Source organism: Burkholderia mycopellens (assembly GCF_964265025.1).
Lineage (GTDB): Bacteria > Pseudomonadota > Gammaproteobacteria > Burkholderiales > Burkholderiaceae > Burkholderia.
Genome location: NZ_OZ183803.1, coordinates 756,056 through 778,897 on the forward strand (window position 1 = coordinate 756,056; position 22,842 = coordinate 778,897).

Annotated in this window: 24 protein-coding genes and 1 tRNA gene; 7 read left to right on the forward strand and 18 right to left on the reverse strand. The window is 67.4% G+C overall.

Annotation, left to right across the window (positions count from 1 at the left end; translation table 11 throughout):
* Positions 1-29: 29 nt before the first annotated feature.
* A complete protein-coding gene (locus ACPTTC_RS21645) occupies positions 30-1,271 on the reverse strand; it encodes an MFS transporter (RefSeq protein ID WP_423393840.1) in 1,242 nt (413 codons plus the stop codon).
* A gap of 139 nt (positions 1,272-1,410) precedes the next feature.
* On the opposite strand from ACPTTC_RS21645, the gene ACPTTC_RS21650 reads away from it, so the two are divergent.
* Positions 1,411-2,283, forward strand: a complete 873-nt coding sequence (locus ACPTTC_RS21650) for a LysR family transcriptional regulator (protein WP_175953189.1) — start codon at positions 1,411-1,413, stop codon at positions 2,281-2,283.
* A gap of 169 nt (positions 2,284-2,452) precedes the next feature.
* Here the strand turns inward: ACPTTC_RS21650 and ACPTTC_RS21655 are convergent.
* A tRNA-Leu gene (locus ACPTTC_RS21655) sits at positions 2,453-2,537 on the reverse strand.
* A gap of 146 nt (positions 2,538-2,683) precedes the next feature.
* On the opposite strand from ACPTTC_RS21655, the gene ACPTTC_RS21660 reads away from it, so the two are divergent.
* A complete protein-coding gene (locus ACPTTC_RS21660; RefSeq protein ID WP_423393841.1) occupies positions 2,684-4,009 on the forward strand; it encodes a protein kinase in 1,326 nt (441 codons plus the stop codon).
* Positions 4,010-4,060: 51 nt separating this feature from the next.
* Here ACPTTC_RS21660 and ACPTTC_RS21665 read toward each other — a convergent pair whose 3' ends face one another.
* The 7 genes from ACPTTC_RS21665 to ACPTTC_RS21695 all read right to left on the reverse strand — a co-directional run bounded on the left by ACPTTC_RS21665 (position 4,061) and on the right by ACPTTC_RS21695 (position 8,985).
* Entirely contained in the window at positions 4,061-4,690 is a 630-nt protein-coding gene (locus ACPTTC_RS21665) for a LysE family translocator (RefSeq protein ID WP_423393842.1), read from the reverse strand.
* A gap of 98 nt (positions 4,691-4,788) precedes the next feature.
* A complete protein-coding gene (locus ACPTTC_RS21670; RefSeq protein ID WP_423393843.1) occupies positions 4,789-4,962 on the reverse strand; it encodes a hypothetical protein in 174 nt (57 codons plus the stop codon).
* Between the two features lie 31 nt (positions 4,963-4,993).
* Positions 4,994-5,440, reverse strand: coding sequence for a copper chaperone PCu(A)C (locus ACPTTC_RS21675; RefSeq protein ID WP_423393844.1), 447 nt, complete (start codon positions 5,438-5,440; stop codon positions 4,994-4,996).
* A 257-nt stretch (positions 5,441-5,697) separates the two neighbouring features.
* The gene (locus ACPTTC_RS21680; RefSeq protein ID WP_423393845.1) at positions 5,698-6,075 is read right to left on the reverse strand and encodes a DUF2946 domain-containing protein; all 378 of its coding nucleotides are present in this window, start codon (positions 6,073-6,075) and stop codon (positions 5,698-5,700) included.
* 92 nt (positions 6,076-6,167) lie between these two features.
* Complete coding sequence (locus ACPTTC_RS21685; protein ID WP_423393846.1) at positions 6,168-6,662, reverse strand: SRPBCC family protein; 495 nt, start codon at positions 6,660-6,662, stop codon at positions 6,168-6,170.
* Positions 6,663-6,689: 27 nt separating this feature from the next.
* Positions 6,690-6,992, reverse strand: a complete 303-nt coding sequence (locus ACPTTC_RS21690) for a 2Fe-2S iron-sulfur cluster-binding protein (protein WP_089426933.1) — start codon at positions 6,990-6,992, stop codon at positions 6,690-6,692.
* Between the two features lie 88 nt (positions 6,993-7,080).
* Positions 7,081-8,985 carry a sigma-54-dependent Fis family transcriptional regulator gene (locus ACPTTC_RS21695; RefSeq protein ID WP_423393847.1) on the reverse strand — a complete coding sequence of 635 codons (1,905 nt, stop codon included), beginning with the start codon at positions 8,983-8,985 and terminating at the stop codon, positions 7,081-7,083.
* 339 nt (positions 8,986-9,324) lie between these two features.
* Here ACPTTC_RS21695 and ACPTTC_RS21700 point away from each other — a divergent pair, with 339 nt between their 5' ends.
* Together ACPTTC_RS21700 and ACPTTC_RS21705 are read left to right on the forward strand one after the other, a co-directional pair.
* Positions 9,325-9,600, forward strand: a complete 276-nt coding sequence (locus ACPTTC_RS21700; RefSeq protein WP_240674446.1) for a DUF2964 family protein — start codon at positions 9,325-9,327, stop codon at positions 9,598-9,600.
* 240 nt (positions 9,601-9,840) lie between these two features.
* Positions 9,841-10,128 carry a DUF1488 domain-containing protein gene (locus ACPTTC_RS21705; RefSeq protein WP_011354308.1) on the forward strand — a complete coding sequence of 96 codons (288 nt, stop codon included), beginning with the start codon at positions 9,841-9,843 and terminating at the stop codon, positions 10,126-10,128.
* A 500-nt stretch (positions 10,129-10,628) separates the two neighbouring features.
* Here the strand turns inward: ACPTTC_RS21705 and ACPTTC_RS21710 are convergent, their stop codons facing one another.
* Positions 10,629-11,930, reverse strand: coding sequence for an NCS2 family permease (locus ACPTTC_RS21710; RefSeq protein WP_175953199.1), 1,302 nt, complete (start codon positions 11,928-11,930; stop codon positions 10,629-10,631).
* 143 nt (positions 11,931-12,073) lie between these two features.
* Between ACPTTC_RS21710 and ACPTTC_RS21715 the strand changes: the two genes are divergently transcribed.
* Both ACPTTC_RS21715 and ACPTTC_RS21720 read left to right on the forward strand, forming a co-directional pair.
* Complete coding sequence (locus ACPTTC_RS21715) at positions 12,074-12,487, forward strand: hypothetical protein (RefSeq protein WP_423393848.1); 414 nt, start codon at positions 12,074-12,076, stop codon at positions 12,485-12,487.
* Positions 12,488-12,725: 238 nt separating this feature from the next.
* Complete coding sequence (locus ACPTTC_RS21720; protein WP_006480752.1) at positions 12,726-13,004, forward strand: hypothetical protein; 279 nt, start codon at positions 12,726-12,728, stop codon at positions 13,002-13,004.
* Positions 13,005-13,164: 160 nt separating this feature from the next.
* On the opposite strand, the gene ACPTTC_RS21725 is transcribed toward ACPTTC_RS21720, so the two are convergent.
* The 6 genes from ACPTTC_RS21725 to ACPTTC_RS21750 form a co-directional block, all read right to left on the reverse strand.
* Positions 13,165-13,539, reverse strand: a complete 375-nt coding sequence (locus ACPTTC_RS21725) for a DUF2917 domain-containing protein (protein WP_423393849.1) — start codon at positions 13,537-13,539, stop codon at positions 13,165-13,167.
* Positions 13,540-13,866: 327 nt separating this feature from the next.
* Complete coding sequence (locus tag ACPTTC_RS21730) at positions 13,867-14,244, reverse strand: DUF2917 domain-containing protein (RefSeq protein WP_423393850.1); 378 nt, start codon at positions 14,242-14,244, stop codon at positions 13,867-13,869.
* A gap of 251 nt (positions 14,245-14,495) precedes the next feature.
* Positions 14,496-14,783 (reverse strand): hypothetical protein, encoded by a 288-nt coding sequence (locus ACPTTC_RS21735; RefSeq protein ID WP_423393851.1) that lies wholly within the window; start codon positions 14,781-14,783, stop codon positions 14,496-14,498.
* Between the two features lie 78 nt (positions 14,784-14,861).
* Positions 14,862-15,767 carry a metal-dependent hydrolase gene (locus tag ACPTTC_RS21740; RefSeq protein WP_423393852.1) on the reverse strand — a complete coding sequence of 302 codons (906 nt, stop codon included), beginning with the start codon at positions 15,765-15,767 and terminating at the stop codon, positions 14,862-14,864.
* A 30-nt stretch (positions 15,768-15,797) separates the two neighbouring features.
* A complete protein-coding gene (locus ACPTTC_RS21745) occupies positions 15,798-17,585 on the reverse strand; it encodes an SDR family oxidoreductase (RefSeq protein WP_423393853.1) in 1,788 nt (595 codons plus the stop codon).
* A gap of 52 nt (positions 17,586-17,637) precedes the next feature.
* Positions 17,638-18,534, reverse strand: coding sequence for a M24 family metallopeptidase (locus ACPTTC_RS21750; RefSeq protein ID WP_423393854.1), 897 nt, complete (start codon positions 18,532-18,534; stop codon positions 17,638-17,640).
* Positions 18,535-19,150: 616 nt separating this feature from the next.
* On the opposite strand from ACPTTC_RS21750, the gene ACPTTC_RS21755 reads away from it, so the two are divergent.
* Positions 19,151-20,428, forward strand: coding sequence for a haloacid dehalogenase-like hydrolase (locus tag ACPTTC_RS21755; protein ID WP_423393855.1), 1,278 nt, complete (start codon positions 19,151-19,153; stop codon positions 20,426-20,428).
* 81 nt (positions 20,429-20,509) lie between these two features.
* Here the strand turns inward: ACPTTC_RS21755 and ACPTTC_RS21760 are convergent, their stop codons facing one another.
* Together ACPTTC_RS21760 and ACPTTC_RS21765 are read right to left on the reverse strand one after the other, a co-directional pair.
* Positions 20,510-21,283: a slipin family protein gene (locus ACPTTC_RS21760; RefSeq protein WP_226195965.1), complete on the reverse strand. Its 774-nt coding sequence runs from the start codon at positions 21,281-21,283 to the stop codon at positions 20,510-20,512.
* Positions 21,280-22,833, reverse strand: coding sequence for an NfeD family protein (locus ACPTTC_RS21765; protein WP_423393856.1), 1,554 nt, complete (start codon positions 22,831-22,833; stop codon positions 21,280-21,282). The genes ACPTTC_RS21760 and ACPTTC_RS21765 overlap by 4 nt, the downstream gene beginning before the upstream one ends.
* Between the last annotated feature and the right edge of the window lie 9 nt (positions 22,834-22,842).

Below are 22,842 nucleotides of genomic sequence, written 5' to 3' on the forward strand. Positions count from 1 at the left end.
TGGAAAACGCGGGGTGCCCGCCGCGTCCATTACGCGCGGGCCAATCGCCGCGCAGCCATCAGTCCGAGGACGAGCAACACCGCGACATACGCGGCGACGCTTGCCCACGCGCCGTGCTGCCAGAACGACCCGCCGACCGAGCCGAGCACGCTCGATCCGAGATAGTACGCGAGCAGGTACAGCGAGGCAGCGTGCCCCTTCGCGGATCCCGCGAGGTAGCCGACCCAGCCGCTCGCCACCGCATGGGCGACGAAGAAGCCGATCGTGACGAGCACGATGCCGACGACGATCGCAGCGAGCGAGTGCGACAGCGTCAGCGCGAGGCCCGCCGCGAATACGAGAATGCCGCCGACAAGCACCGGTGCGCGCCCGAGACGGTCGGCCAGCGCGCCGGCGCTCGATGACGACACCATCCCGAACAGGTAGGCGCCGAAGATCAGGCCGCACTCGGTCGAGCTCAGGTTGAAAGGGGCCGCCGTGAGCCGGAACCCCGCGTAGTTGTAGATCGTCACGAACGCGCCCATCACCAGGAAGCCGATCGCGAACACGAACGGGAGCCGGGCATGATGCAGTTGCGCGTTCCACAGCCGAAGATGATGACGCAGCGTCAGATCGGTGCGCTTCACGAAGCGCCGCGATTGCGGCAGCAGCATCACGAAGGCAATGGCCGCGACGAGATCGATGACGCCGATCGTCAGCATCGCCGTCCGCCACGAGAAATGTTCTTCCAGCGCGCTCATGCCGATCCGACCGATCATGCCGCCGAACGCGGTCCCGCCGACATAGAGACCCATCGAGAAACCGAGCCCCTCGGACGCGATTTCTTCCGCGAGATAGGCCATCGCGACCGCCGGGACGCCGCCCAGCGCGAAACCTTCGAGCGCACGCCAGACCAGCAGCAGGTTCCAGTTGGGCGACAGCGCGGCGAGCACATTGAACAGCGCGGCCAGCGTCATCGACGCGAACATCAGCCCGCGTCGTCCGACGCGTTCGGACAGTGCGCCGGCGCACAGGATGGAGACCGCCAGCATCCCGGTCGACAGCGACAGCGAGAGCGAACTCGATGCCGCGCCCAGCCGGAACTCCCGTGCGAACGCGGGAAGCAGCGGCTGGACGCAGTACAGCAGCGAGAAGGTGGAAAAACCGGCAAGGAACAGCGCCAGCGCGATGCGCTTGTACGCGGCCGAGCGCGGGGACACGCCTGCAGGCAGCGCATCGGACGCGGCGTTCTGCGGGCCGGGCGTGGATCGGGGAATCGAAGCGGAGGACATGGGTGCACTCGATGTGCGACGGAATGCCTGAATTCTTGCGCACCGTCATGTATATGTCCAATATATGAAAGAAACCGTATCAATATGTTTTACCACTGGCTGAAGAGCCGGTCCGACTCACCGTGAGGTCACCTGGCGAATGGAACTCCGACATCTCCGATACTTTCTGGCCGTGGCGGCCACGTCGAATTTCACCAAGGCTGCCGAAACGCTCGGCATCGGGCAGCCGCCGTTGAGCCAGCAGATCAAGGCGCTCGAGAGCGAACTCGGCGTGGAACTGTTCAAGCGGACCGCGCGCGGTGCCGAGCTGACGCTGGCGGGCGAGGTCTTCGCGCAAGAGGCGCGCCGCGTGCTCGACGATGCCGAGCGGGCGGCGCGGGCGGCAAGGCGGGCCGCACGCGGGGAAACCGGGCATCTGCGGGTGGGCTTCACCGGGACGGCGGCGTTCAATTCGAAAGTGTCGGATCTGATCCGCCGCTTCAGGGAGGCGTTTCCGGAGGCCGAGCTGACGTTGCAGGAGGCGACGTCGCGCGTCCTGCTGGAGGCGCTGGACGCCGGGCATCTCGACGTCGCGATCGTGCGGCCGGAACGCCGTGCCGCCGCGACGTTGCGGGTGTCGGACTGGGACGAGGAACCGATGTTCGTCGCGCTGCCCGTGGCGCACCGGCTGGCGCGGCGTCGGCGCATCGATCTGGCCGAGCTGGCCGACGAGTCGTTCGTGCAGGTGCCGCGGGAAGCCGGCAGCGCGCTGTTCGACGACATCGTCGCCGCATGCAACGCCGCCGGATTCGAGCCGCGGATGGCGCAACCCGCACCGCAAATCGCGTCCGCGGTGACGCTGGTCGCTGCCGGGCTCGGCGTGTCTGTCGTGCCGAAGGCGATTACGCAGGTGCAGGTTGCCGGTGTCGTCTATCGGCCGTTCGCCGGTAATGCGCTTCGTGCAAGGCTGGCCATTGCGTCGCGATGCGACGAGCCGTCGGCGGTCGTTCGCAATTTTCTGTTGCTGGCCTAGCGGGGGGCGCCGAGATGCTTGCGGCGGATCCGTCCCGCGCTTGAATCTCCCGGTGCGCGCCGGGCTTGCATCGGCATCGTGTCGTCGAACGCGATAAAAACAAAAAACCCGCGAGGCCATGCGCTGTCGCGGGTTTTTGAAAATGCTGGAAACGCGGAGAAACCGCATCTGGTGCCGACGGCGAGACTCGAACTCGCACAGCTTTCGCCACTACCCCCTCAAGATAGCGTGTCTACCAATTTCACCACGTCGGCACTGCACTGCAAGGGGCGCAATTCTAGCGCCACATTGCGCGTTTGTGAAGGGGGTATGACAGGGTTTCGATGTGCGCGAAAGCGATCCCGGTAGAATTCGGACGATCGGTCCGACGACCATCGCTACTGCCATCCGCTTTCTCCCCGTGACTACCACCCTCGAACAACTGCAGGCCGGACAACTGTCGGGCGCCCGGCAACTCAAGCTCGCGTGCGGGCTGACCGAGTTTCCGCGCGAGATTTTCGATCTGGCCGACACGCTCGAAGTGCTCGACCTGTCCGGTAACGCACTCACCGCGCTGCCGGACGACTTGCCGCTGCTGCATCGCCTGCGCATCCTGTTCGCGTCCGGCAACCGCTTCACCGCCTTCCCCGACGTGCTCGGCGCGTGCGCTCAACTCGACATGATCGGCTTCAAGGCGAACCGGATCCGCACGGTGCCGCGCGGATCGCTGCCGCGTGCGCTGCGCTGGCTGATCCTGACCGACAACGAGATCGACGCGCTACCCGCCGGGATCGGCGACTGCTCGCGATTGCAGAAGCTGATGCTCGCGGGCAACCGGCTGCGCGCGCTGCCTGCCGAAATGGCCGCGTGCCGTGCGCTCGAACTGGTGCGCCTGTCGGCGAACCGGCTGGACCAACTGCCCGACTGGTTGCCGCGCCTGCCGCGCCTCGCGTGGCTCGCATACTCCGGCAATCCGCTCAGCGCCGCGCCGGAAGCCGCGGCGTCGGCCGGGCCGGAGGTCGCGGACGTCGACTGGGCGTCGCTCTCATGCGAACAGAAGCTGGGCGAAGGCGCGTCGGGCGTCATTTACCGCGCGCAATGGCGCGCGGACGATCATGCGTCGCGAGCGGTCGCGGTCAAGCTGTTCAAGGGCGCGGTGACGAGCGACGGGCTGCCCGACTGTGAAATGGCCGCGTGCCTGCATGCCGGCCGCCACCCGAACGTGATCCCGGTGATCGGCAAGGTGCGCGGTCATCCGGACGGTACGCACGGGTTCGTGATGGAACTGGTCGATCCGGCGCTCGCGAACCTTGCCGGGCCGCCGAGCTTTGCAACCTGCACGCGCGACGTGTATGCGGCCGACGCGCGATTCGAGCCGGAAGAGACCGTGCGGATCGCGCACGGCATCGCATCGGCCGCACGCCATCTGCACGCGCGCGGCATCATGCATGGCGACCTGTATGCGCACAACATCCTGCACGACGGCGAGGGCGGTGCGCTGCTGGGCGACTTCGGTGCGGCATCGTTCTACGACACGAGCGACGTACGGCATGGCGCCCGGCTCGAACGGCTGGAAGTTCGCGCGTTCGGCCATCTGCTCGGCGAATTGCTCGCACATTGCGCACCGCACACGCGGGCCGGGGTGCGTGAGCTGGAAGCGCTCGCGGCGGCTTGCGTGAGCGAGGAGATCGACACCCGGCCGTCGTTCGACGAGATCGTGGGCGCGCTGGCCGCGTGGAAGGTCTGAGGAGAATGAGCTGCCTGCCGGGCGATCCGTCGACTGACGTGCGTACGCTTGTTAAACCTGCCGCGCGGTCAGCAGCTTGATCCCGAGCCCGACGAACAGCAGCCCGCTGGCGCGCTTGAGCGCATGCACCGCGCGGCTCATGCCGAAGCCGCGATGGAAGCGGCGCACGCCGGCCGAATAGATGCTGTGAACGACCACGACGGTGCCCGCGATCGTCGCGTACATCACGACGAACTGCAGCGCGAGCGGGCGGTCGTGCACGATGAACTGCGGCATGAACGCCGACAGGAAGATCATCGTCTTCGGATTGCTGCCCGATACGAACAGCGCTTCGCGGAACAGTTTCCCGCGGTCGGGCACGGCGATCTCCGCCGCTCCGGGCGAAGCGGCGGCCTTGCGGTCGCCGCGCAGTTGCCGGACACCGACGAACATCAGGTACGCGGCGCCGACCACTTTCATCGCGACGAACAGCGGCGGCATCGCGGCCAGCACCGCGCCGACGCCGAGCGCGACGAGTACCACGACCACGCCTTGCGCCGCGAGGTTGCCCGCGATCGTCGCGGCCGTGCCGCGCGAGCCGTAGCGCACCGTGTTGCGGATGACGAGCAGCACGTTGGGCCCCGGCGACAGCGTCGTGGCGAGATAGGCTGCGGCAAACAGCATCGAGGTCTGAATGGACATGCGGCGCTCCAGGAGGCGGTTCCGGCGGTCGGGATGAAGCGATGATGCCACGCCAATAAGTGACGCAGGCTTGCGCCGGAACCGTGCCGTCGTGCGCGTCAGCTTGCGTCGCGCCCGCAGTACGCGGGGATCGACGGCGGCGTATCGATCGCGGCGGGCCGCGTCATCCACGCGATCCACCCGGCCCAGATCCCGCAGACGATCATCACGGCGACGTTCAGCGGCGTCCGGTAGCGGACGATCAGGTCGGCCAGCGGCAGGCGATGTTTCATGTGCATCTCCTTCGATCGAGGGTGGGTGGCGTTACTGGCCGGCGTAGTTCGGCGCCTTGGCGTCGCAGGTCACGGACACCGTCGAGCCGTCCGCGAAATGCAGCCGGAACGGCACCTTCGCGCCGGGCGCGACGGCTTCGCGTGGTTGTTCCAGCATCACGTGATAGCTCTTCGGCTTGAAGGTCACCGTGCCGTGCGCGGGCACTTCGACGGCGTCGACGTGAACCATCTTCGCGGTGCTGCCGTTCGTCTGCGTTTCGTGCAGCATGGCCATCCCGTATGCGGGCGTGTCGAGGCCCGTCAGCGTGACGGGCGCGTCGCCGTCGTTCTTCAGCGTGAAATAGCCGGACGACGGCACGGTTGCCGGCATCGCGCGGATCCAGCAGTTTTCTGCCTGTACGGCCGGCGCGGCGAACGTGGCGGGAGCTTGCAGTGCCAGCAGCGCGAACAGCAGGCCGGTCGGAATCGAGCGTTTCATGGTTGGTTATCCTTATGGATGGAAGCAGAGGGTAAGAGGGGCGACGCGGCCGGCGCGAACGTGCGCGACCGGACATTCGCCTGCGAGCAAATGCCGGCGCGACAGTGCGAACCGGAGGCAGCCAGCCGCGCGCACGGCACGACGCCGCGCGCAATACGGTGAGACATGATCGTCCTTCGAAACGTGACACGTCGCGCGCGCCGGGGGCGTGCGCGAACCACGCGATGCGCGACGGCATCACGGGCGTCGACGACGGATCAGGACGCGATCGGAGGGGCGCGCGGCTGCGCGGCCGTGAGCGGCAGCGCGCGGCGCAGGCTTTCGAAGCGGGTCGCTTCGCGGTGCTGAATGACGTGCACGCTGGCCTCGAACGTCAGTTCGGGCGCGGGCAGTGCAGGTGTGTGAGCCAGGAGGCTGCAATAGCCGCATGCCTGGAGGTGGGCCTGCAGGCTCTTCTGCGACGAGTCGGCGGCGCGCTCGCCGGTGGCCGGCGCGGCCGTGCAGTAGCCGGCCAGCAGCGTATCGACGCGCTGCTGCGTCGTCAGTGCCTGCGAGATCGTCGGCGCGAGCGCCGACATCAGGATGGCGAGCATCCCGATCAGACTGCCGATCTTCCGGAGGCGACGACTCAGCATGCGATGCGCGGCGGCGGTTGGACGACGATGGAGCGGATTATGCCACGCACGCCGATTCGCATGTCGGCGCGGACCTGCGGCGTGGCGGCGCGCTATGCGTGTTTCGCCAGGTATTTCGTGATCAGCGCCATCTGCGCGGCCCAGCCCTGATCGTTCATCTCGCGCGCCTTCGCGCGGCGCGTTTCGATCAACTGGTCGAAGCCCGTTTCGGTCACCGTGAGCAGCGTGCCGCCGGCCTGTGCGGCGAGTGCGAACGTGACGAGCGTCATCGGCTCGGACGTGTAGTCATAATTCGGGTCGATCGCGAACGGGTGCCAGCGAAACGAAAACAACTGCTTCGGCTCGAGGCGGTCGACGACGATCTCGAACACCGTGCCCGCATAGGGCTCCTGCGCCTTGGCGACGTCGTCGTCGACGCGTGTCGGCGTAATGCGGCCGAACAGCGGCTGGCCGGCCGCGAACGGCCCGTCGAACGTGACGCCGAACCATTGGCCGAATTCACCGGAATTGCTGACGGCTTCCCACACGCGGTCGGGCGATGCGTTGAGCACGGCCTGTTTTTCGATGCGATCGGTTTGCTGGGTCATGATGTTCTCCACACAGGATCACTTTCCCTAGTCGAGCATGACCGCGTCGGGCACGTCGAGTACGAGGTCCGACGTCGCGACGGCCACGCACGGCAGCGTATAGCCGTCGGCCTTTTCCTCGCGGCTCAGCCCCGGCCATTCGATCGTGTAGCGTACGCTGCCGCTGACGATCCGGCAAAGGCAGCTTCGGCACGTGCCGTTGCGGCACGAACGCGGCAGCGACACGTGCGCGAACGCGGCGGCTTCGAGCAGCGTGAGCGAATCGGGCGCGTCGAAGGTCGCGCCGAGCGGCTCGATGCGCACGAGGGGGAGGTGTTCCGGATCGGTCATGGCGGAGGCAGAGGCGGGCGGCGGTTCGGCGACAACGCGCCAAGCATACCCGAACGTGCGGGCGGCCGGCGCCGGCCGGCCGCTGGCGTCAATGCCGGCGCAGGTGCCGGTACACGGTATTGCGGGCGAGCCCGAGTTCGCGCGCGGCGGCCGACACGTTGCCGCCATGTCGCGCGAGCACGGCATCGATCACCGCGGCCTGATGGCTTTGCAGCGTCGTTCCTTCGCGCGTGCCGGCCGATGCGGCCGGCAATGTGGCGGCCGGCGCAGCCGGTGCGTCGTCGCAGTCGAGCCAGAAATCGTCGGGCAAATGGGCAAGCGTGATTTCCGCTTCGTCTTCGGCGAGCATGCCGGCCGTGCGCAGCACGTTGGTCATCTGGCGCAGGTTGCCGGGCCAGCGATGGCGCGTGAACGCGTCGAGCACGTCGGCCGCGATGCGGCGCGGCATCGGTTCGCTGCGCGCGAGCCGCGCGAGAATCCGCTCGACGAGCGCGGGCAGGTCGGTGCGTGCGGCAAGCGCCGGCAGCGTGACCGCGAGCCCGTTGATCCGGTAGAACAGGTCTTCGCGGAACGTGCCTTCCGCGATCATCGCGCGCAGGTCGCGATGGGTCGCGCAGACCACGCGCACGTCGACCGGCACCGCGCGCGCCCCGCCGAGCGGCATCACCGCGCGTTCCTGCAGCACGCGCATCAGCCGGACCTGCTGCGCGAGCGGCATGTCGCCGATTTCGTCGAGAAACAGCGTGCCGCCGTCGGCCTGCACGATCTTGCCGGGGCTGCCGCGCTTGCGCGCGCCGGTGAACGCGCCGTCTTCGTAGCCGAACAACTCGGCCTCGATCAGCGAATCGGGCAGCGCTGCGCAGTTGACCGCGACGAACGGGCCGTCCGCGCGCGGCGATGCCTGGTGCAGGGCGCGGGCGAGCCATTCCTTGCCGGTGCCGGTCTGGCCGAGGATCAGCAGCGGCAGGTCGCGCCCGCGGATCTTCGCGACACGTTCGAGCACGGCGGCCATGCGCGCGTCGCCGGTGTCGAGCGTCGCGAACGTGATCGCGTCGGGGTCCGGCGTGCGCACGCGCGCGGCGGGCGCGGGCGGCGTGACGGCGACGGTGGTCTTGTGTGCTTCCGCGAATTCGCAGCGCGCCAGCACGCGTACGCCGGTCGACAGCGTGAGGCGGAACATCGCACCGGGCGCGCGTGCCGCCTGCTGCGCGAGCTGGCCGAAGCGCAGGCCGAACAGCGCGTCGCTGGCCTGGTGTTGCAGTGCGTCGAACGATGCGCCGAGCTGGAATTGCGCGCTGCGGTTCGCGGCGATCAGCCCGCCGTCGGGGCCGAATGCGACGAGCCCGGCGAACAGCGAATCGACGCATTCCTCGTGCGCATGGAAGCGCAGCCGCAAGGCTTCCGAGCACTGGTTCGCGAACAAGTGGTTCTCGATCAGTTGCGCGGACATCCGCACGAGCGCGAGCGTATGCGGGCTCGAGCCGCGCGGATCGCCGCTGACGTCGAGCGTGCCGAGCGTGCGGCCGAACGGGTCGAAGATCGGCGCGCACGAGCAGGTGAGGATGTGGTTGGCGCGCAGGAAGTGTTCGGAGCCGTGCACCGCGACGGCCTGGCCCGATGCGAGCGCGGTGCCGATCGCGTTGGTGCCGCGCGCGCCTTCCGCCCACGAGACGCCGGTACACAGCGCGACGCGGTTGGCTTTCTCGATGAAGTCCGCGTCGCCGATGCTGTGCAGGATCACGCCGTCGGCGTCTGTCAGCAGCACGAGGCTTTGCGTGTCGGCGATTTGCGCGTGGAGGTTCTCCATCACCGGGCGGGCGTGCGAGAACAGCGTGTGGTTCGTGTCGAGCAATTCGCGCAGCGCGATGTGCGACAGTGGCGAGAAATCCGGGCGTTCGTGCGCGCGCAGGCCGACTGCGGTCGAACGCGCATGCGCCTGCGCGAGCAGGTCGTTGCGACCCGCGGTGGCGGGCAGCACGAAGTGTTGCGGCATGACTTGTCTCCTGTCGGCAGCAGTTAGCGCTTCAGCGCTTACTGATGCCCCATGCTTCGCGGTCGGCAGCAATTAGCGCTTCAGCGCCTACTGATGCCCCATGCTCCGCAATCGGCCCCAGCGAGCGCTTGAGCGTCTACTTGGGCTCCATGTTTCTTGAAATTGACGGTCTCCCGGCGCACGCACACGCGCCGAAACACCCCCACGGATTCCCGTCGCCACGTGCGGCGCACCATCGATGTGCGAACGGCAACCATCCGGGTACGCATCATCATACAAGCGTCGCGTACGCCGCGCGACCGCGAACAAAATCCTCTTGCTTTTAAATGCCCGCCTGCAATGATGGAAATGGAGCACGCACGCGCCGTGTTCCGCATTGCAACATGCATGCGACGCGACATGCATCCGTTCGGGAGACGCATCATGGTTCGGACGGAACTGAGGGTCGTGCTGGCGGCCATCGCCACTTTTATCATGCTGGGCGGCATCGCCGTGGCGATCCACGGGCTGCTGTTCGATCTGACCGATGCGGTGCGATACGGGGCGGCCGCGATTGCAGTGGGCGCCACGACGGCTGCAATCGCGCTCAACGTCTGGCCGACCGATCCTCACTGACGCCGGTTTCCGAAACGGTGCCGGATGCCGCGCTGATCAGATGAAATGCGCGTCGGAACGACGCACGCCGTAAAATTTGTCTCCTGCGCGAAACCGTCTAAAGTGGAAAGCAACCGGCATGCATTGTCCGCGCCTATCCCCGCGAGCCGTGCCTCCGCCGGCGAGCCCGCGTACACTTCGTCCGGCAGGTAGCGGACGACGGACGCGGTCATCCGTTTTCTACCGGTCGAGGCGGCTCCCATGCAGATCCATTTCACGAACGAGAAACCTGAGTATTCGGGGCGCGACCTGATGCTTGCGTTCACGGCGTTGGTCAATGGCGAGCGCGTCCAATGCCAGATCACCGCCGAGGCGCTGGAAGATCACTTCGGCGCGGCATCGCCGCGCTTCGAGGACATGGTCGGCGCATTCGACCAGCATCGCGACCGTATCGAGGCGGCCGCACGGCGCCTGCTGTCGGAGACGCGCGCGCAGTGCGTGACGCTGCGCAGCGGCTACGTCCGTTTCTACGAGGCCAACTGGCGCTGATGACACGACGCTCGTCTTGCGGCGCGCATCGCTGAGCGTTGCGCACGCGAAGGCGTTGCCCCTCACGCGATGCCGTTCGGCGGGGCCGGGCGGCATTTTCGTATGCGGGCCGCACCGGATTGTGGCTGCACCGGACCGGCTGCGGGTGTGCCGCCACGAACCGGCATCTCGATTCGTCAGGATCGCAGAGAAAATTATTCGAATTCCGACACAATAAAAAGACGGTGCCGCATGTGGAGAATCGTTCGGGATGGGGGAAGGCGCGCCGTCTGCCGGCAGGCGCATGGTTGCTCGCAGCCGGCATGTCGATGGCCGACGGGGCGGCTCGATCGGATGACGACGCGATCGGTCAGGGCGCGCCAGGTGAAGTCGATATCGTCGCGGCGCCGGGTCGCGTCGCGACACCGTAGTCCGCACGGACCAGGCGGCACGGCACGCACAACAAAAACGCCACCCGAAGGTGGCGTTTTTTCATCATGCATCGCGCCGAAGCGCCACCGTCACTCGCTGCCGAGATAGAAGAAGCGGAACAGGAACACGGCCGCGATGATCCACACGATCGGCTTGACCGAGCGGGCCTGGCCCGTCAGCAGCTTGAGGCCGCCGTAAGCGATGAAGCCGAACGCGACGCCGTTCGCGATCGAGTACGTGAACGGCATCAGCAGCGCGGTCAGCGCGGCCGGCACGGCTTCCGTCGCATCGTCCCACGGCACCTCGACCATCTCGCGCAGCATCAGGCACGACACGTACAGCAGCGCCGGTGCCGTTGCATAGGCCGGCACGACGCCGGCGAGCGGCGCGATGAACAGGCACGCGAGAAACAGCACCGCGACGGTGATCGCCGTCACGCCCGTGCGGCCGCCGGCCTGCACGCCCGACGCGCTTTCGATGTACGCGGTGGTCGACGACGTGCCGAGCACCGAGCCCGCGACGATCGCCGTGCTGTCGGCGAGCAGCGCCTTGTTCAGGCGGTTCATCTTGCCTTCGACGAGCAGGCCCGCGCGGTTCGCGACACCCATCAGCGTGCCCGTCGCGTCGAACAGCTCGACGAGGAAGAACACGAGGATCACGTTGATGATGCCGGTCGACAGGGCGGCGCGGATGTCGAGCTTGAACAGCGTCGCGTCGATCGACGGCGGCGCCGAGAACACGCCGTGGAACTGGTTGTCGCCGAAGAAGAACGACAGGATCGTGACGCCGATGATGCCGATCAGGATTGCGCCGCGCACGCGCAGGTGGTCGAGCGTGACGATCGTGAAGAAGCCGATGATCGCGAGGATCGTGTCGTGCTTGTGCAGGTCGCCCAGCGTGACGAGCGTGGCCGGGTTGCCGACGATCACGCCCGAGGTCTTCAGCGAGATGATGCCGAGGAACAGGCCGATGCCCGCGGTGATCGAGATCCGCAGCGATTTCGGAATGCCGTTGACGATCGCCTCGCGCACGCGGAACAGCGTGACGAGCAGGAACAGGCAGCCGGAGATGAACACCGCGCCGAGCGCGGCCTGCCACGTGAAGCCCATCCCCTTGACGACCGTATACGCGAAATACGCGTTCAGGCCCATGCCGGGCGCACACGCGATCGGGTAGTTCGCGTACAGCCCCATGATGAGCGACGCCAGCGCCGCGACGAGGCAGGTCGCGACGAATACGGATTCCTTCGGCATGCCGGCATCGCCGAGGATCGCGGGGTTGACGAAGATGATGTAGGCCATCGTCAGGAACGTGGTGACGCCCGCGAGTATTTCGGTGCGGAAGTCGGTGCCGGCTTCAGCGAAGCCGAAATACCGCTTGATGGATTCCATGAAGGCGTTTCTCCGGTCGGGTTGTCGTGTTGCTTGTTGTGCCGAATTGTTGTAAAGGCAGTGCGCGGCGGGCTTACTGTAACCAGCCACTATTGCCCGGCTATCGGCGGATTGTAATAGCGCGGATAGCTCGGACGATATAGTTGGAGGGCACGATCGAAAGATCGATCGGCTGCCTGCGCGCGAACGGTCAGGCAGCCCGGCCGCGCGACGAAGGCGCGCATTTTACCGGTTCGGGCGGAACGAGCCGGAAGAAATGGCTGAAGCGGGAGCGGGATGCGCGAACGACGCCGGCCGATGCGCGCGCAACGGCGTGCACGACGACATGCGCGGCGTATCGCGCGGGAGGGGGACGGGTGCGGGATGACATCCGGCTGAAACGGAGCGCCCGCCTAATGCACGAACGCGGGGCGGGCGGCGCGTGCGCGGGAACGCACGTGCTCGGCCGGTACGAATGCCCGGCCGCGGCGTGCGGCGGCCATTCGTCAGTCCAGGCGGTTGCAGATATCGGGCTATCGTGCGCCGAAGCCGTCCCGCCCGCAACTGTCATGTCGTGATGCGGGGGCGACTGTGGTTTCTGTGTAAAAGATTGCAAGACCCCATCGCATAAACCGGCAAGTCTTTCTAGGATAGATACACCGCACATGCACACGCCGGTCGGTAATTGCCGACGCGGGGGAGTCGCAGTCCGTGCAGGCCGGGCGGTGAGGTGCGGTCAAGGCCGTTGCGTGTTCGGGCAGGCACGGCCGCTTGCGATTGCCCGATGCGGGTTCGTCCGTAATCACGGAGGTCAGCATGTTGAACTGGATCAGCCGTTGGGCGATGCGACACGCCCCGACGCCGGAAAAAACCGCTGCGTCGATGCTCGTGACGGCGCGCATGGAATTGTTCGCTGCCGAACAGCGCGTCATCGATGCGAAATTACAAGCGGATTACTGGCGTACACGTGTGTCATTCCTCGAGGAGGTGCAGAAGCAGGGCATCGATCCGTGGGTGACCTCGCAGGCAGCGCAACGTCCCGACCTCGATTCCACTCCCCGGAGCACGGGCCCGCGTCTCGCCGCCAGCACCTGATGCACCTGCTGCATCCCGTCGCTGCGCACGGCGCGCGATCGCGCGCGGCACGCACCGGCGTGCCGCGTCATTCGATGCGCACCTGCGGCGCGTTACGCCGCGGGTGCGTCCGTTTCCGGTCGCGGCCGTTCCGCGCCTCGCGTGCCTGACGGCGCGTCACTCATCCGCTCGTTCTCCCTGCCCCGAAGAGCAAACGTTGCATTTGCGCGAGCGTGCGCCTGAAGCGCTCGCCGCGACGCACGTATGCGGTCGTGAGCGTCGCTTCCGCCGACCGGCCGGCATCGGTGCCGAGCCAGATGCGCTCGCCGCGTGCGATGCGCAGCACGTCGCCGGGCTGCACCCAATAGTCGTCGACGCTCGGCGGGCGCGTGACCCACAGCGCGGCACCATGCGCGCGGAGCTCCGCGTCCTGCGGCGCGCGCCACGTCAGCGTCGTACGCGGCGCGACCGCGAAACGGATCACGACAGTCGGTAACGCGATCGCGCCGGCGCGGCGCCGATCGGGACGGTCAAACAGCGGGCTTGCCTGGTCCATCGTCTTCTCCATTCAGTGAGCCGGACGGATGACGCGCACCAGAACAAAAAGGCCTCATCCGTTTCCGGTGAGGCCTGGTGTGACATGCGGTACTGCTCGATTGCTAACGCACACGCGCCTCCCGTGAACCATTCTTTCGAATGTTCATCGAGAAATGAATCGCGACGGCGATGAGCGTATACGTAGGCATGCGAACGAGTTTGTCTGCGTGGAACGATGTTGTCAACGATAATTTTCGAGATAGTCGAGCGTGATGCATCGACGTGCGCGCCGCGCATCGCGTGACGCGGGCTGCATCTCCGTAGCGAGTGCGCAGCAGCGCTTTCGTCATGTATGACTTCGACATCGCTCGCGCAGCAAGCTGCGCATTCGCGCGAGCGCATGCGCCAGCCACGCGCCGCGTCGCATCGCGTAGGCGGTCGTGATCGATGCTTCGGCCGGACGGTCGTCGTCGGTGCTCATCCAGATGCGATCGCCGCGCCGCACGCGCAGCACGTCGCCGGTTCGGATCCAGTAATCGTCGACGCTGCCGAGCCGCGTGACCCACAGCGTCGCGTCGTGCACGCGGATCTCGGCATCGTTTTGCGCGCACCATGTCAGCGTCTTGCGCGGCGCGACCGTGAATTGCATCACGACCCGCGGCAGTGCGATCGCATCGGTGCGGCACCGATCGGGGCAGACAACCAGCCGGCTTGCTTGGTCCATCGTCATCTCCATCCGTTGAGCCGGGCGGGATGACGCGCACCAAAACAAAAAGGCCTCATCCGTTTCCGGCGAGGCCTTGTGACATGCGCAACTGAATCTCGATGCTAACGCACAAGCGCCTCCGGTGATCGCCGCGGGTGGGCGTTCACTCGGTTTTTATGCGCGATGGCGGCGGGCTTGAGCGTAGGCATGCGAACGAGTGTGTCGTGGCAGCGCAGCAATGTCAACGGAAATTTCGAGACACGTGGCGGTCACGCGTCGCGTTGCGCGAGCCCGTTCACGAGCAGCTCGGACAGCAGGCCCGTCATCCCTTTCGGGTGCGTGGCCGCGCGGGCCTTGAGCTGTTCGACGAGTTCGGCGTTGAGCTTGCAGGCGAACGGCACGAGGCCCTGTTCCTGGTCGAGCTTGCGCTGCGCGCGGCGGTCGAGCTTGACCGCTTCTTCGGCGCCCTTGCCGAAACGCGCGGTGTTCGACTGCTTCATCGCGTGCGTCAGCTTGAGCGCCTTGTTCTTTTCGAGATCGGTTTTCTTCATGGCCATCGCGGCACCTCCGGGAAATGAAGCCGCGATTGTACGCATTTCGGCGGGCGCCGCCCGCCGAACCGGCAGGAAACCCGTTCAGGCGCCCTTCGTCGTGCCCCAGTTGCCGCCGTGCGCGGCCGCCTGCGCGGCCGGCGAGCGGGCGAGGTAGGCTAGCGCCTGTTCGGTCGAGCCTTCCTGGTGCGGCGTATAGCTCGGCTTGAAATAGCGCAGCGCCGCGCCGATCACCTTCCAGAACGACGGCAGGTGCCCGCGCCGCGAGCCGTGCCGCCACGCGAGCACGAAACCCGGGTAGCGGCCGGCGGCCGGGTCGCGCCGGTACATGAACTTCGCGCCCGTCGTGATGTAGTAGAGCAGCAGCAGGATCACGAACGCCATGTGCACGCAGCGCTCCGGATAGGTGCCGCCCATGTGCCGGTAGATGTCGAACGCGACCGTGCGGTGCTCGACTTCCTCCGCACCGTGCCAGCGCAGCAAGTCGACCATCGTCGGGTCGGCCTTTCCTTCGTCGAGCCCGTGCGCGTTGAGCACCCAGTTGCCGAGATAGCCGAAGAAATGCTCGAGCGACGCGATCACCGCGAGCTGCTGGCGCAGCCAGAAACGCGTGTGGCCGATCTTCAGCCCGAGCGGCTGTTCGCCGAGCACGCGCGTGAAGAGGCGGTTGAGCTTCTGCGTGAACGGCTTCGTGTCGATCCCGTGCCGGTCGTAGTAGTGCTTGAGCACGCCGCCGTGCGAACGCGAATGCACGGCTTCCTGCCGCAGGAAGCCTTCGGCCTCGTCACGCAGGCGCGCATCGGTGATCAGCGGCAATGCCTTGTTGTACACGCGGCAGAACCACAGCTCGCCTTCCGGGAATAGCAGGTTCAGCGTGTTGATGATGTGGGTGCTGCCCGGGTCGTTCGGCACCCAGGTGATCGGCGTGTCGCTGAAGTCGAACTTCACGTGCCGGGCCTTGATCTTGTGATAGTCGGCGGTATCGGTCATCTGTGTCTCCCTGTGCGGCGTCGTGCGCCGTCAATGCGATGCCATGCTGACGCGGGCGATCATCCGGCCGAGCCACGGCATGAAGCGGCCGACGAAGCGCATCGCGTGCGCCTCGCCGCCGACCGCGACGACGGGGCGGTTGCGCAGCACGCCGTCGACCATTGCCTGCGCAACGGTTTCGGGTTTCAGGCCGCGCATCTGGTACAGCTTCGTCGCGCGCTTGCGCAGCCGCGCTTCGTCCTGTGCATTGGCGCCCGCGTATTGCGTCGACGCCATGATGCCGGTCTCCGCGAAGCCGGGGCACACGGCCGTCACGCCAATGCCTTGTGCCGCAAGTTCCGCGCGCATGCATTCGCTGAGCATCAGCACGGCGGCTTTCGTCGTTGCATACGCGGGCAGGTCGCGCGACGGACCGAACGCGGCGGCCGATGCGGTGTTGACGATGTGGCCGCCGGTGCCGCGTGCGGCCATCTGCTGCGCGAACAGCCGCGAGCCGTGGATCACGCCCCACAGGTTCACGTGCAGGATGCGTTCCCAGTGGCGCGTGCTCGTGTCGAGGATGCCGCCGGCCATGCCGATGCCCGCGTTGTTGACCACGACGTCCGCGCCGCCGAGTTCGCTGCCGACCCACGTCGCCAGCGCTTCCATTTCGTCGGCGGACCCGACATCGACGCGCTTCGCGTGCGCTTGCGCGCCGGTCAACCCGATCAGCAGCGCGGTGCGTTCGGCGCTCGCGAGATCGATGTCGCACGCAACGATCGTCGCGCCTTCGCGGGCGAACGCGAGCGCCGCGCAGCGGCCGATGCCGCTGCCCGCGCCCGTCACCACCGCGACCTTGCCGCTGAAGCGGCCGCTCGTTGCGCGGCGGCGTGCCTTCGCGAGCGCGGGCGGTTCGTTGCCCGATTCGACCGCGTCGATCAGTTGCCCGGCGAGATCCGCGAAGCGTGCCGGATCGGCGAGCGGCAGCCAGTGGCCGGCCGCGACCTCGCGGCGGTAGTACTGCGGGACCCAGCGCGACAGGTTCTCGGACAGCGCGGGGCTCACGTATTTGTCGCCGAGCGGCACGATCGTCTGCACCGGCGCATGCGCGTAGCGTTCGCGCGGCGTGAACAGGCAGCGGATGAAGTTCGCGCGATAGAGGCGTACGCCGCGCGCGCCGTCGTCGGCCTGCGTCGGGCGCGGCGCGGCAGGTGTTTTCTCGAGCCGGCGCAGCAGGCGCGGCCACGCGCGGCCGAGCCACAGCCGCCAGCCGAGCTCGGGGATGAACGGCAGGTGGAACAGGTACACGTACCACGAGCGCACGAGCTGGCCGCCGAGCTTGGCGAGCGACGCCGGTGTCGGGTGCAGCACGCGCTCGCGCAGCCAGAAGCCGACGTGGTCGAGGCACGGCCCCGAGCACGACGTGTACGACGCGATCCGGCCGGCGAGGCGCGAATCGGTGACGAACTCCCAGCCCTGGATCGAGCCCCAGTCGTGCGCGATCAGGTGCACGGCGCGTCCGGGGCAGAGCGCGTCGATCACCGCGACGAAGTCGTCGGTCAGCTTCGCGAGGTGGTAGTCGGCCGTGCGCGTCGGCACGCCGGACAGGCCCGCACCGCGCACGTCGTACGCGATCACGTAGTGCTTGCGTGCGAGCAGCGGCGCGACGTGCTGCCAGACGCTGCTGTCGTCGGGATAGCCGTGCACGAGCACGACCGGCGAGCGGGCCGGGTCGCCCCAGGTCCTGACCGCGAGCGTCAGGTCGCCGGAGGCGACCGCCGTTTCGCTATGGACCGATTCGAACAGGGCCAGCGGCGCTTCGTCGGAAAGAGGCTGCATCGTGAGTCCGTCGTTCAGGGATTCGGGAGGAAGGGCGCGTTCGGGTCGGGCGTCAGGCGGCGGCCTGCACGGTCGCGACGGCCTGCGCACGCTCGGCCTGGCGGCGCTGCCGGCGGCGCACGTGCGGCAGGTCTTCGTCGAGCCAGTACGCGTCGTCGTCGGTGATCACGAGCAGCTCCTCGAATTTCGCGCCGACGCCGGCGAAGCCGAGGTGCGGCTCGACCGCCCACAGGCCCGGCACGGGCGCATGCTCGGAGCGGCGGTCGATCGACCACAGCGGCGACCAGCCTTGCTGTTTCGCCGCGCGGCCCTGGTCGAGCAGCAGGTTGCGCGTCGCGTTCAGCCCGAAGCGTGCGACGAAGCGCGGTTTCGACAGCTTGTGGATCTTCGCGACGCGATGCGCGAGCACCTTGAACGGATAGGCCTTGTGGCGCGGCTCGACACCCTGGCGGCGGCACAGCGCATCGACCTCCTGCGCGACCTCGGCCATCGACCGGCGCTCCTTCACGAGCCGCACGATCATGTCGCGGTGGTCCATCAGGTCGTCCTGCAACTGTTCGAGGATCGGGTTGCGGCCGAGGCAGTGCGCGTAGCCGACGTCGGCGACGATGCCGTCGAGCACCGGTGCGACGTCGAGGATCACCGGCATGTCGGTCTCGAGCTGCCGGTTGCTCGGGAAGAACGCGAGATTGAAGCCGCCCATGTGCTTGAGGCCCGAGAAGCCCTCGAATGCGGTGCGGTCGCCGAACCACGCGAACGGCTTGTGCAGCCAGTCGTGCACGCCGTTGTCCTGCAGCCATTCGGTCAGCAGGCGCGCGGCTTCCTTTTCGGTGATGCCGGGGTAGAGCATCGCGCCGACCGTTTCGACGCAGCGGTACGCAAGCTGCTGGACCGCGCGGAATTGCGGCAGCTCGTCGAGGTGGACTTCCGGCAGCGGATGGTCGGTCATGATGCGTCTCCCTATGTCGGCCGGAGTGGGCGCTGCAGCGCTTGTCGACCGGTGTTGGTGCTTCGGCACTGACGCCGGTCCCGCGCAAAGCGCGCTCCGGTCCTGTGCAAAGCGGGGTGCTGATCCGGAATGCATCCGCCGGTGTTCCCGGTGCGAATTATTCAGTCAGCATTTAATGTGCCATTGAATGATGTAACGATAATAGCTGGTTCGGCGTGGCGCGCCAGCCTCCGGGGGTGAGGATTTGTCCTAATGAAGGGCCGAAATGGAGGGAATACTCTAGGTTTCCTGAGGTCCTGGCCGGACGGCCGCAGGCGCGCACGCGCACGGATCGGGGTGCCGGTCGGAGGTGGGGTCGGACAGGCGGGCCCAGCGTCGACCCGGATGGCCACGCGTGCGGCCGCCTTGCGACGGCCCGGCATGTCGCGCCGGATCAAGTCCCCGTCGTGTCGCGATGTGACGTTGTCAAATTGCCGAAATAATTTCGTCACATCATTCGCCCCCGGTTCGAAGCCGCCCCGGCTTCGCCGCGCCGATGAGCCGCCGGCACGCGGTGCGCCGCGCGGGGTAGCGACCGAAGCCGATTCGAGATTCGACATTTCCAGGGAGAGAGACCATGCAACGCCGCAAGTTCATGAACACCCTTGTCGCGGCGACCGCCGCGACGTCGCTGATGCTCAAGGCAGGCACGGCCGACGCGAAGCGCGCAACCGCGCCGGATGCGCTGGACCCGGGCCGCTGGTCGCCGTTCAACGCCGCACGCCTGCAGGCGGTACTCGACCAGCATGGCGTCGCGAGCGCGCACTACGACGAAAAGCGCCGCCCGTACGCGGTGTTCGACTGGGACAACACGTGCATCATGAACGACTGCGAAGAGGCGCTGCTGATGTACCAGATCAACCATCTGCAGTACAAGCTGACGCCGGGCGAATTCGTCGACGTGATGTGGAAGGACGTGCCGAAGGGCGCGTTCATGAAGGACTACACGACGATCGACGGCAAGCCGGTGACGATGGAAGACCTCGCCGCCGACGTCGAATCCGACTATCGCTGGCTCTACGCGAACTACAAGGGATTCGGCGGCGACATGAGCCTCGACGAGATTCGCGAGACCGATCAGTTCAAGGATTTCCGCGCGAAGCTGTACTTCATGTACGACGCGATCTGCGATACGCACCCGCTCGAGATCGGCTACAAGTGGATCATCTATTTCTACAAGAACATGACGACCGCCGAGCTGCAGGCGATGGCGGAAGCGTCGAACAACTACGGTATCGGCGACGCGCTGCGCAAGGTCCGCTACGAAAGCCCGAAGACGCTGCCGGGGAAGGCCGGCGTGGTGGCCGACACGCATTTCCACGGCATCCGCATTCATGAGGAAATCCGCGCGGTGATGCACACGCTGCGCGCGAACGGCATCGACGTGTACGTGAGCACCGCGTCGCTCGACGATGTCGTGCGCGTGTTCGCCGGCAATCCGAACTATGGCTACGGCGTGCCGCCCGGGAACGTGATCGGCCTGCGCCTCGGCATGCAGGACGGCAAGTACACGAGCACGTATCCGGCCGGCTGGCATTTCAACTGGGGGCCCGGCAAGACGGTGGGCATCCGCAACGTCCTCGAGTCGAAGAAGGGCTACGGCCCGCTGCTGGTGTTCGGCGACAGCGACGGCGACGCGTGGATGCTGCGCGACTTCAAGGACACCGCGGCCGGCGTGATCGTCAACCGGATGAAGAAGGGCGAGATCGGCGCGGACAGCAAGCTCGCGGCCGAGCAGATCGGCAAGCCGGATGCGCGCTTCCTGCTGCAGGGCCGCGACGAGCACACGGGCCTGATGATTCCGGACGAGAAGTCGATCAAGTACGGCAAGACCGAGCGCAAGCTGCTCGCTTGACGTGCGCCGGACGCCGGGCCGTCGCGGCCCGGCGTCGATCGGGATCGACGGCGGCGTCGCGCCGGCCGGAAAACGCGCGTCTCAGCGCGCGCGCGGCGGGCCCAACCGATCCAGCAACGCCCCCAGCAGATCGATCGGCAGCGGAAACACGATCGTCGAGTTCTTGTCCGCGGCGATCGTCGTCAGCGTCTGCAGGTAGCGCAGCTGCATCGCCTGGGGTTCCTGCGCGAGCCGCTGCGCGGCCTGCAGCAGTTTCTCCGACGCCTGCAGTTCGCCTTCCGCATGAATCACCTTCGCGCGCCGTTCGCGCTCGGCCTCGGCCTGCCGCGCGATCGCGCGCACCATCGTCTCGTTCAGGTCGACATGCTTGATCTCGACCGTCGACACCTTGATCCCCCACGCATCCGTTTGTGCATCGAGCGTCTTCTGGATGTCGGCGTTCAGTTGCTCGCGCTCGGCGAGCAACGCGTCGAGCTCGTGCTTGCCGAGCACCGAACGCAGCGTCGTCTGCGAGAGCTGGCTGGTCGCGTCGAAGAAGCGCGCGACCTGGATCACCGCCTTCTCCGGATCGACCACGCGGAAATACACGACCGCATTCACCTTCACCGACACGTTGTCGCGCGTGATCACGTCCTGCGGCGGCACGTCGAACACGACGGTGCGCAGGTCCATCCGCACGGCCTGCTGGACGATCGGGATGATCAGCACGAGCCCCGGCCCCTTCACCTTCCAGAAGCGGCCGAGCATGAACACGACGCCGCGCTCGTACTCGCGGAAGATGCGGATCGACGACGCGACCAGCACGACGAAGAAGACGATCAGGACACTGCTGAAGCCGAACGTATAACCGATCATGACGGGACTCCCTGGTGTTGTTCTTGCGTCGGCACGTCGTACAGCGGGGCGACGGTGAGCAGCAGCCCCTGGCGTCCGGTGACCCGCACGCGGCAACCGGCGGCGAGCGGCACGCTGCTCGCGACGCGCCAGCGCTCGCCGTGCACGCGAGCCCAGCCCGCGGCCGACGGTGCGGGCCCGGCCGCGCCGTGCGGCTGGTCGGCCAGCAGGCCGTCGTCGAGCACTTCGCCGATGCTGCCGACCATCGCCTCGGCACCCGTTACGACCGGGCGGCGGCGCGCGCGCAGCGCGACGCTCGATACGCCCGCGACGAGCAGCCCGCCGCCGAGCGCGAGGCTCGCGATCACGGGCCACGGAATCCCGTAGCCGGGCACGTCGGTATCGATCAGCATCAGCGCGCCGATCGTGAACGACACGATGCCGCCGAACCCGAGCACGCCGAAGGTCGGCAGGAACGCCTCGGCGACCAGGCAGCCGAGACCGAGCAGCACGAGGCCGAGGCCCGCATAGCTGATCGGCAGCAACTGCATCGCGAACAGCCCGACCAGCAGGCAGATCGTGCCGACGACGCCCGGCAGCACGAAGCCGGGGTTCGCGAACTCGAAGAAGAGGCCGTAGATGCCGATCGTCAGCAGGATCAACGCGACGTTCGGGTCGGCGATGATCGCCAGGAAGCGGCTGCGCCAGTCGGGCTCGACCACGACGAGCGGCGCATGCGCGGTTGCGAGCCGCACCGTGCCGGCGGTGGTCGTCGCGCTATGGCCGTCGAGCTGGCGAGCGAGGTCGGCCGGGTCCTGTGCGATCAGGTCGATCACATGCTGCGCACGCGCCTCGTTCGCCGACAGGCTCACTGCCTCGCGCACCGCGCGCTCGGCCCATTCGACATTGCGCCCGCGCAACTGCGCGAGGCCGCGGATATAGGCGGAGGCGTCCTGCGTTGCCTTGCGGATCTCGGTCGATTGGGTATCGGTCGGCAGCGCGGCGGCCGCATCGGACGCCCCCGACGCCCCCGGGGTGCCGGCCGGCGCCCGCGGTGCCGCAGGGTTCCCGCCAGGCGGCGTGGCGCCGCCGATGCCGAACTGCACGGGCGACGCCGCGCCGAGATTGGTGCCGGGCGCCATTGCCGCGAAGTGGCTGGCATAGACGATATAGGTGCCCGCGCTTGCGGCCCGCGCGCCGCCTGGTGCGACGAACGCGGCGACCGGCACGGGCGAGCCCAGGATGGCCTTGATGATCTGCCGCATCGACGTGTCGAGGCCGCCGGGCGTGTCGAGCTGCAGGATCGCGAGCGGTGCATGCTGGCGGGCCGCGCGGTCGAGCGAGCGCACGATGAAATCGGCGCTGGCGGGCCCGATCGCGCCGTTGATGGGGATCACGACCACCGGGCGGGCGACGGGCGCTTCGGCGGGCGATGGCGCGGCGACCGCGGCACATACGACGAGCAGCGCCGCGAACAGCGCGGCGCGCGCGACCCGCGCGGACAGCGGGTGACGTGGGTGGCCGCCGGGCGTGGCAGGCGCCGGCGACGGCCCGTGACGGTGAAAGTGCATCGAGACGTC

What these genes read in the sequence shown, in the direction of transcription:
- ACPTTC_RS21735 (WP_423393851.1), bottom strand. Translation starts at nt 14,783, where the DNA reads ATGGCCATGAAGAAAACCGATCTCGAAAAGAACAAGGCGCTCAAGCTG.
- ACPTTC_RS21750 (WP_423393854.1), bottom strand. Translation starts at nt 18,534, where the DNA reads ATGACCGACCATCCGCTGCCGGAAGTCCACCTCGACGAGCTGCCGCAA.
- ACPTTC_RS21725 (WP_423393849.1), bottom strand. Translation starts at nt 13,539, where the DNA reads ATGGACCAGGCAAGCCCGCTGTTTGACCGTCCCGATCGGCGCCGCGCC.
- ACPTTC_RS21685 (WP_423393846.1), bottom strand. Translation starts at nt 6,662, where the DNA reads ATGACCCAGCAAACCGATCGCATCGAAAAACAGGCCGTGCTCAACGCA.
- ACPTTC_RS21765 (WP_423393856.1), bottom strand. Translation starts at nt 22,833, where the DNA reads ATGCACTTTCACCGTCACGGGCCGTCGCCGGCGCCTGCCACGCCCGGC.
- ACPTTC_RS21730 (WP_423393850.1), bottom strand. Translation starts at nt 14,244, where the DNA reads ATGGACCAAGCAAGCCGGCTGGTTGTCTGCCCCGATCGGTGCCGCACC.
- ACPTTC_RS21645 (WP_423393840.1), bottom strand. Translation starts at nt 1,271, where the DNA reads ATGTCCTCCGCTTCGATTCCCCGATCCACGCCCGGCCCGCAGAACGCC.
- ACPTTC_RS21705 (WP_011354308.1), top strand. Translation starts at nt 9,841, where the DNA reads ATGCAGATCCATTTCACGAACGAGAAACCTGAGTATTCGGGGCGCGAC.
- ACPTTC_RS21690 (WP_089426933.1), bottom strand. Translation starts at nt 6,992, where the DNA reads ATGACCGATCCGGAACACCTCCCCCTCGTGCGCATCGAGCCGCTCGGC.
- ACPTTC_RS21695 (WP_423393847.1), bottom strand. Translation starts at nt 8,985, where the DNA reads ATGCCGCAACACTTCGTGCTGCCCGCCACCGCGGGTCGCAACGACCTG.
- ACPTTC_RS21740 (WP_423393852.1), bottom strand. Translation starts at nt 15,767, where the DNA reads ATGACCGATACCGCCGACTATCACAAGATCAAGGCCCGGCACGTGAAG.
- ACPTTC_RS21710 (WP_175953199.1), bottom strand. Translation starts at nt 11,930, where the DNA reads ATGGAATCCATCAAGCGGTATTTCGGCTTCGCTGAAGCCGGCACCGAC.
- ACPTTC_RS21650 (WP_175953189.1), top strand. Translation starts at nt 1,411, where the DNA reads ATGGAACTCCGACATCTCCGATACTTTCTGGCCGTGGCGGCCACGTCG.
- ACPTTC_RS21665 (WP_423393842.1), bottom strand. Translation starts at nt 4,690, where the DNA reads ATGTCCATTCAGACCTCGATGCTGTTTGCCGCAGCCTATCTCGCCACG.
- ACPTTC_RS21755 (WP_423393855.1), top strand. Translation starts at nt 19,151, where the DNA reads ATGCAACGCCGCAAGTTCATGAACACCCTTGTCGCGGCGACCGCCGCG.
- ACPTTC_RS21675 (WP_423393844.1), bottom strand. Translation starts at nt 5,440, where the DNA reads ATGAAACGCTCGATTCCGACCGGCCTGCTGTTCGCGCTGCTGGCACTG.
- ACPTTC_RS21745 (WP_423393853.1), bottom strand. Translation starts at nt 17,585, where the DNA reads ATGCAGCCTCTTTCCGACGAAGCGCCGCTGGCCCTGTTCGAATCGGTC.
- ACPTTC_RS21760 (WP_226195965.1), bottom strand. Translation starts at nt 21,283, where the DNA reads ATGATCGGTTATACGTTCGGCTTCAGCAGTGTCCTGATCGTCTTCTTC.
- ACPTTC_RS21680 (WP_423393845.1), bottom strand. Translation starts at nt 6,075, where the DNA reads ATGCTGAGTCGTCGCCTCCGGAAGATCGGCAGTCTGATCGGGATGCTC.
- ACPTTC_RS21700 (WP_240674446.1), top strand. Translation starts at nt 9,325, where the DNA reads ATGATGGAAATGGAGCACGCACGCGCCGTGTTCCGCATTGCAACATGC.
- ACPTTC_RS21670 (WP_423393843.1), bottom strand. Translation starts at nt 4,962, where the DNA reads ATGAAACATCGCCTGCCGCTGGCCGACCTGATCGTCCGCTACCGGACG.
- ACPTTC_RS21720 (WP_006480752.1), top strand. Translation starts at nt 12,726, where the DNA reads ATGTTGAACTGGATCAGCCGTTGGGCGATGCGACACGCCCCGACGCCG.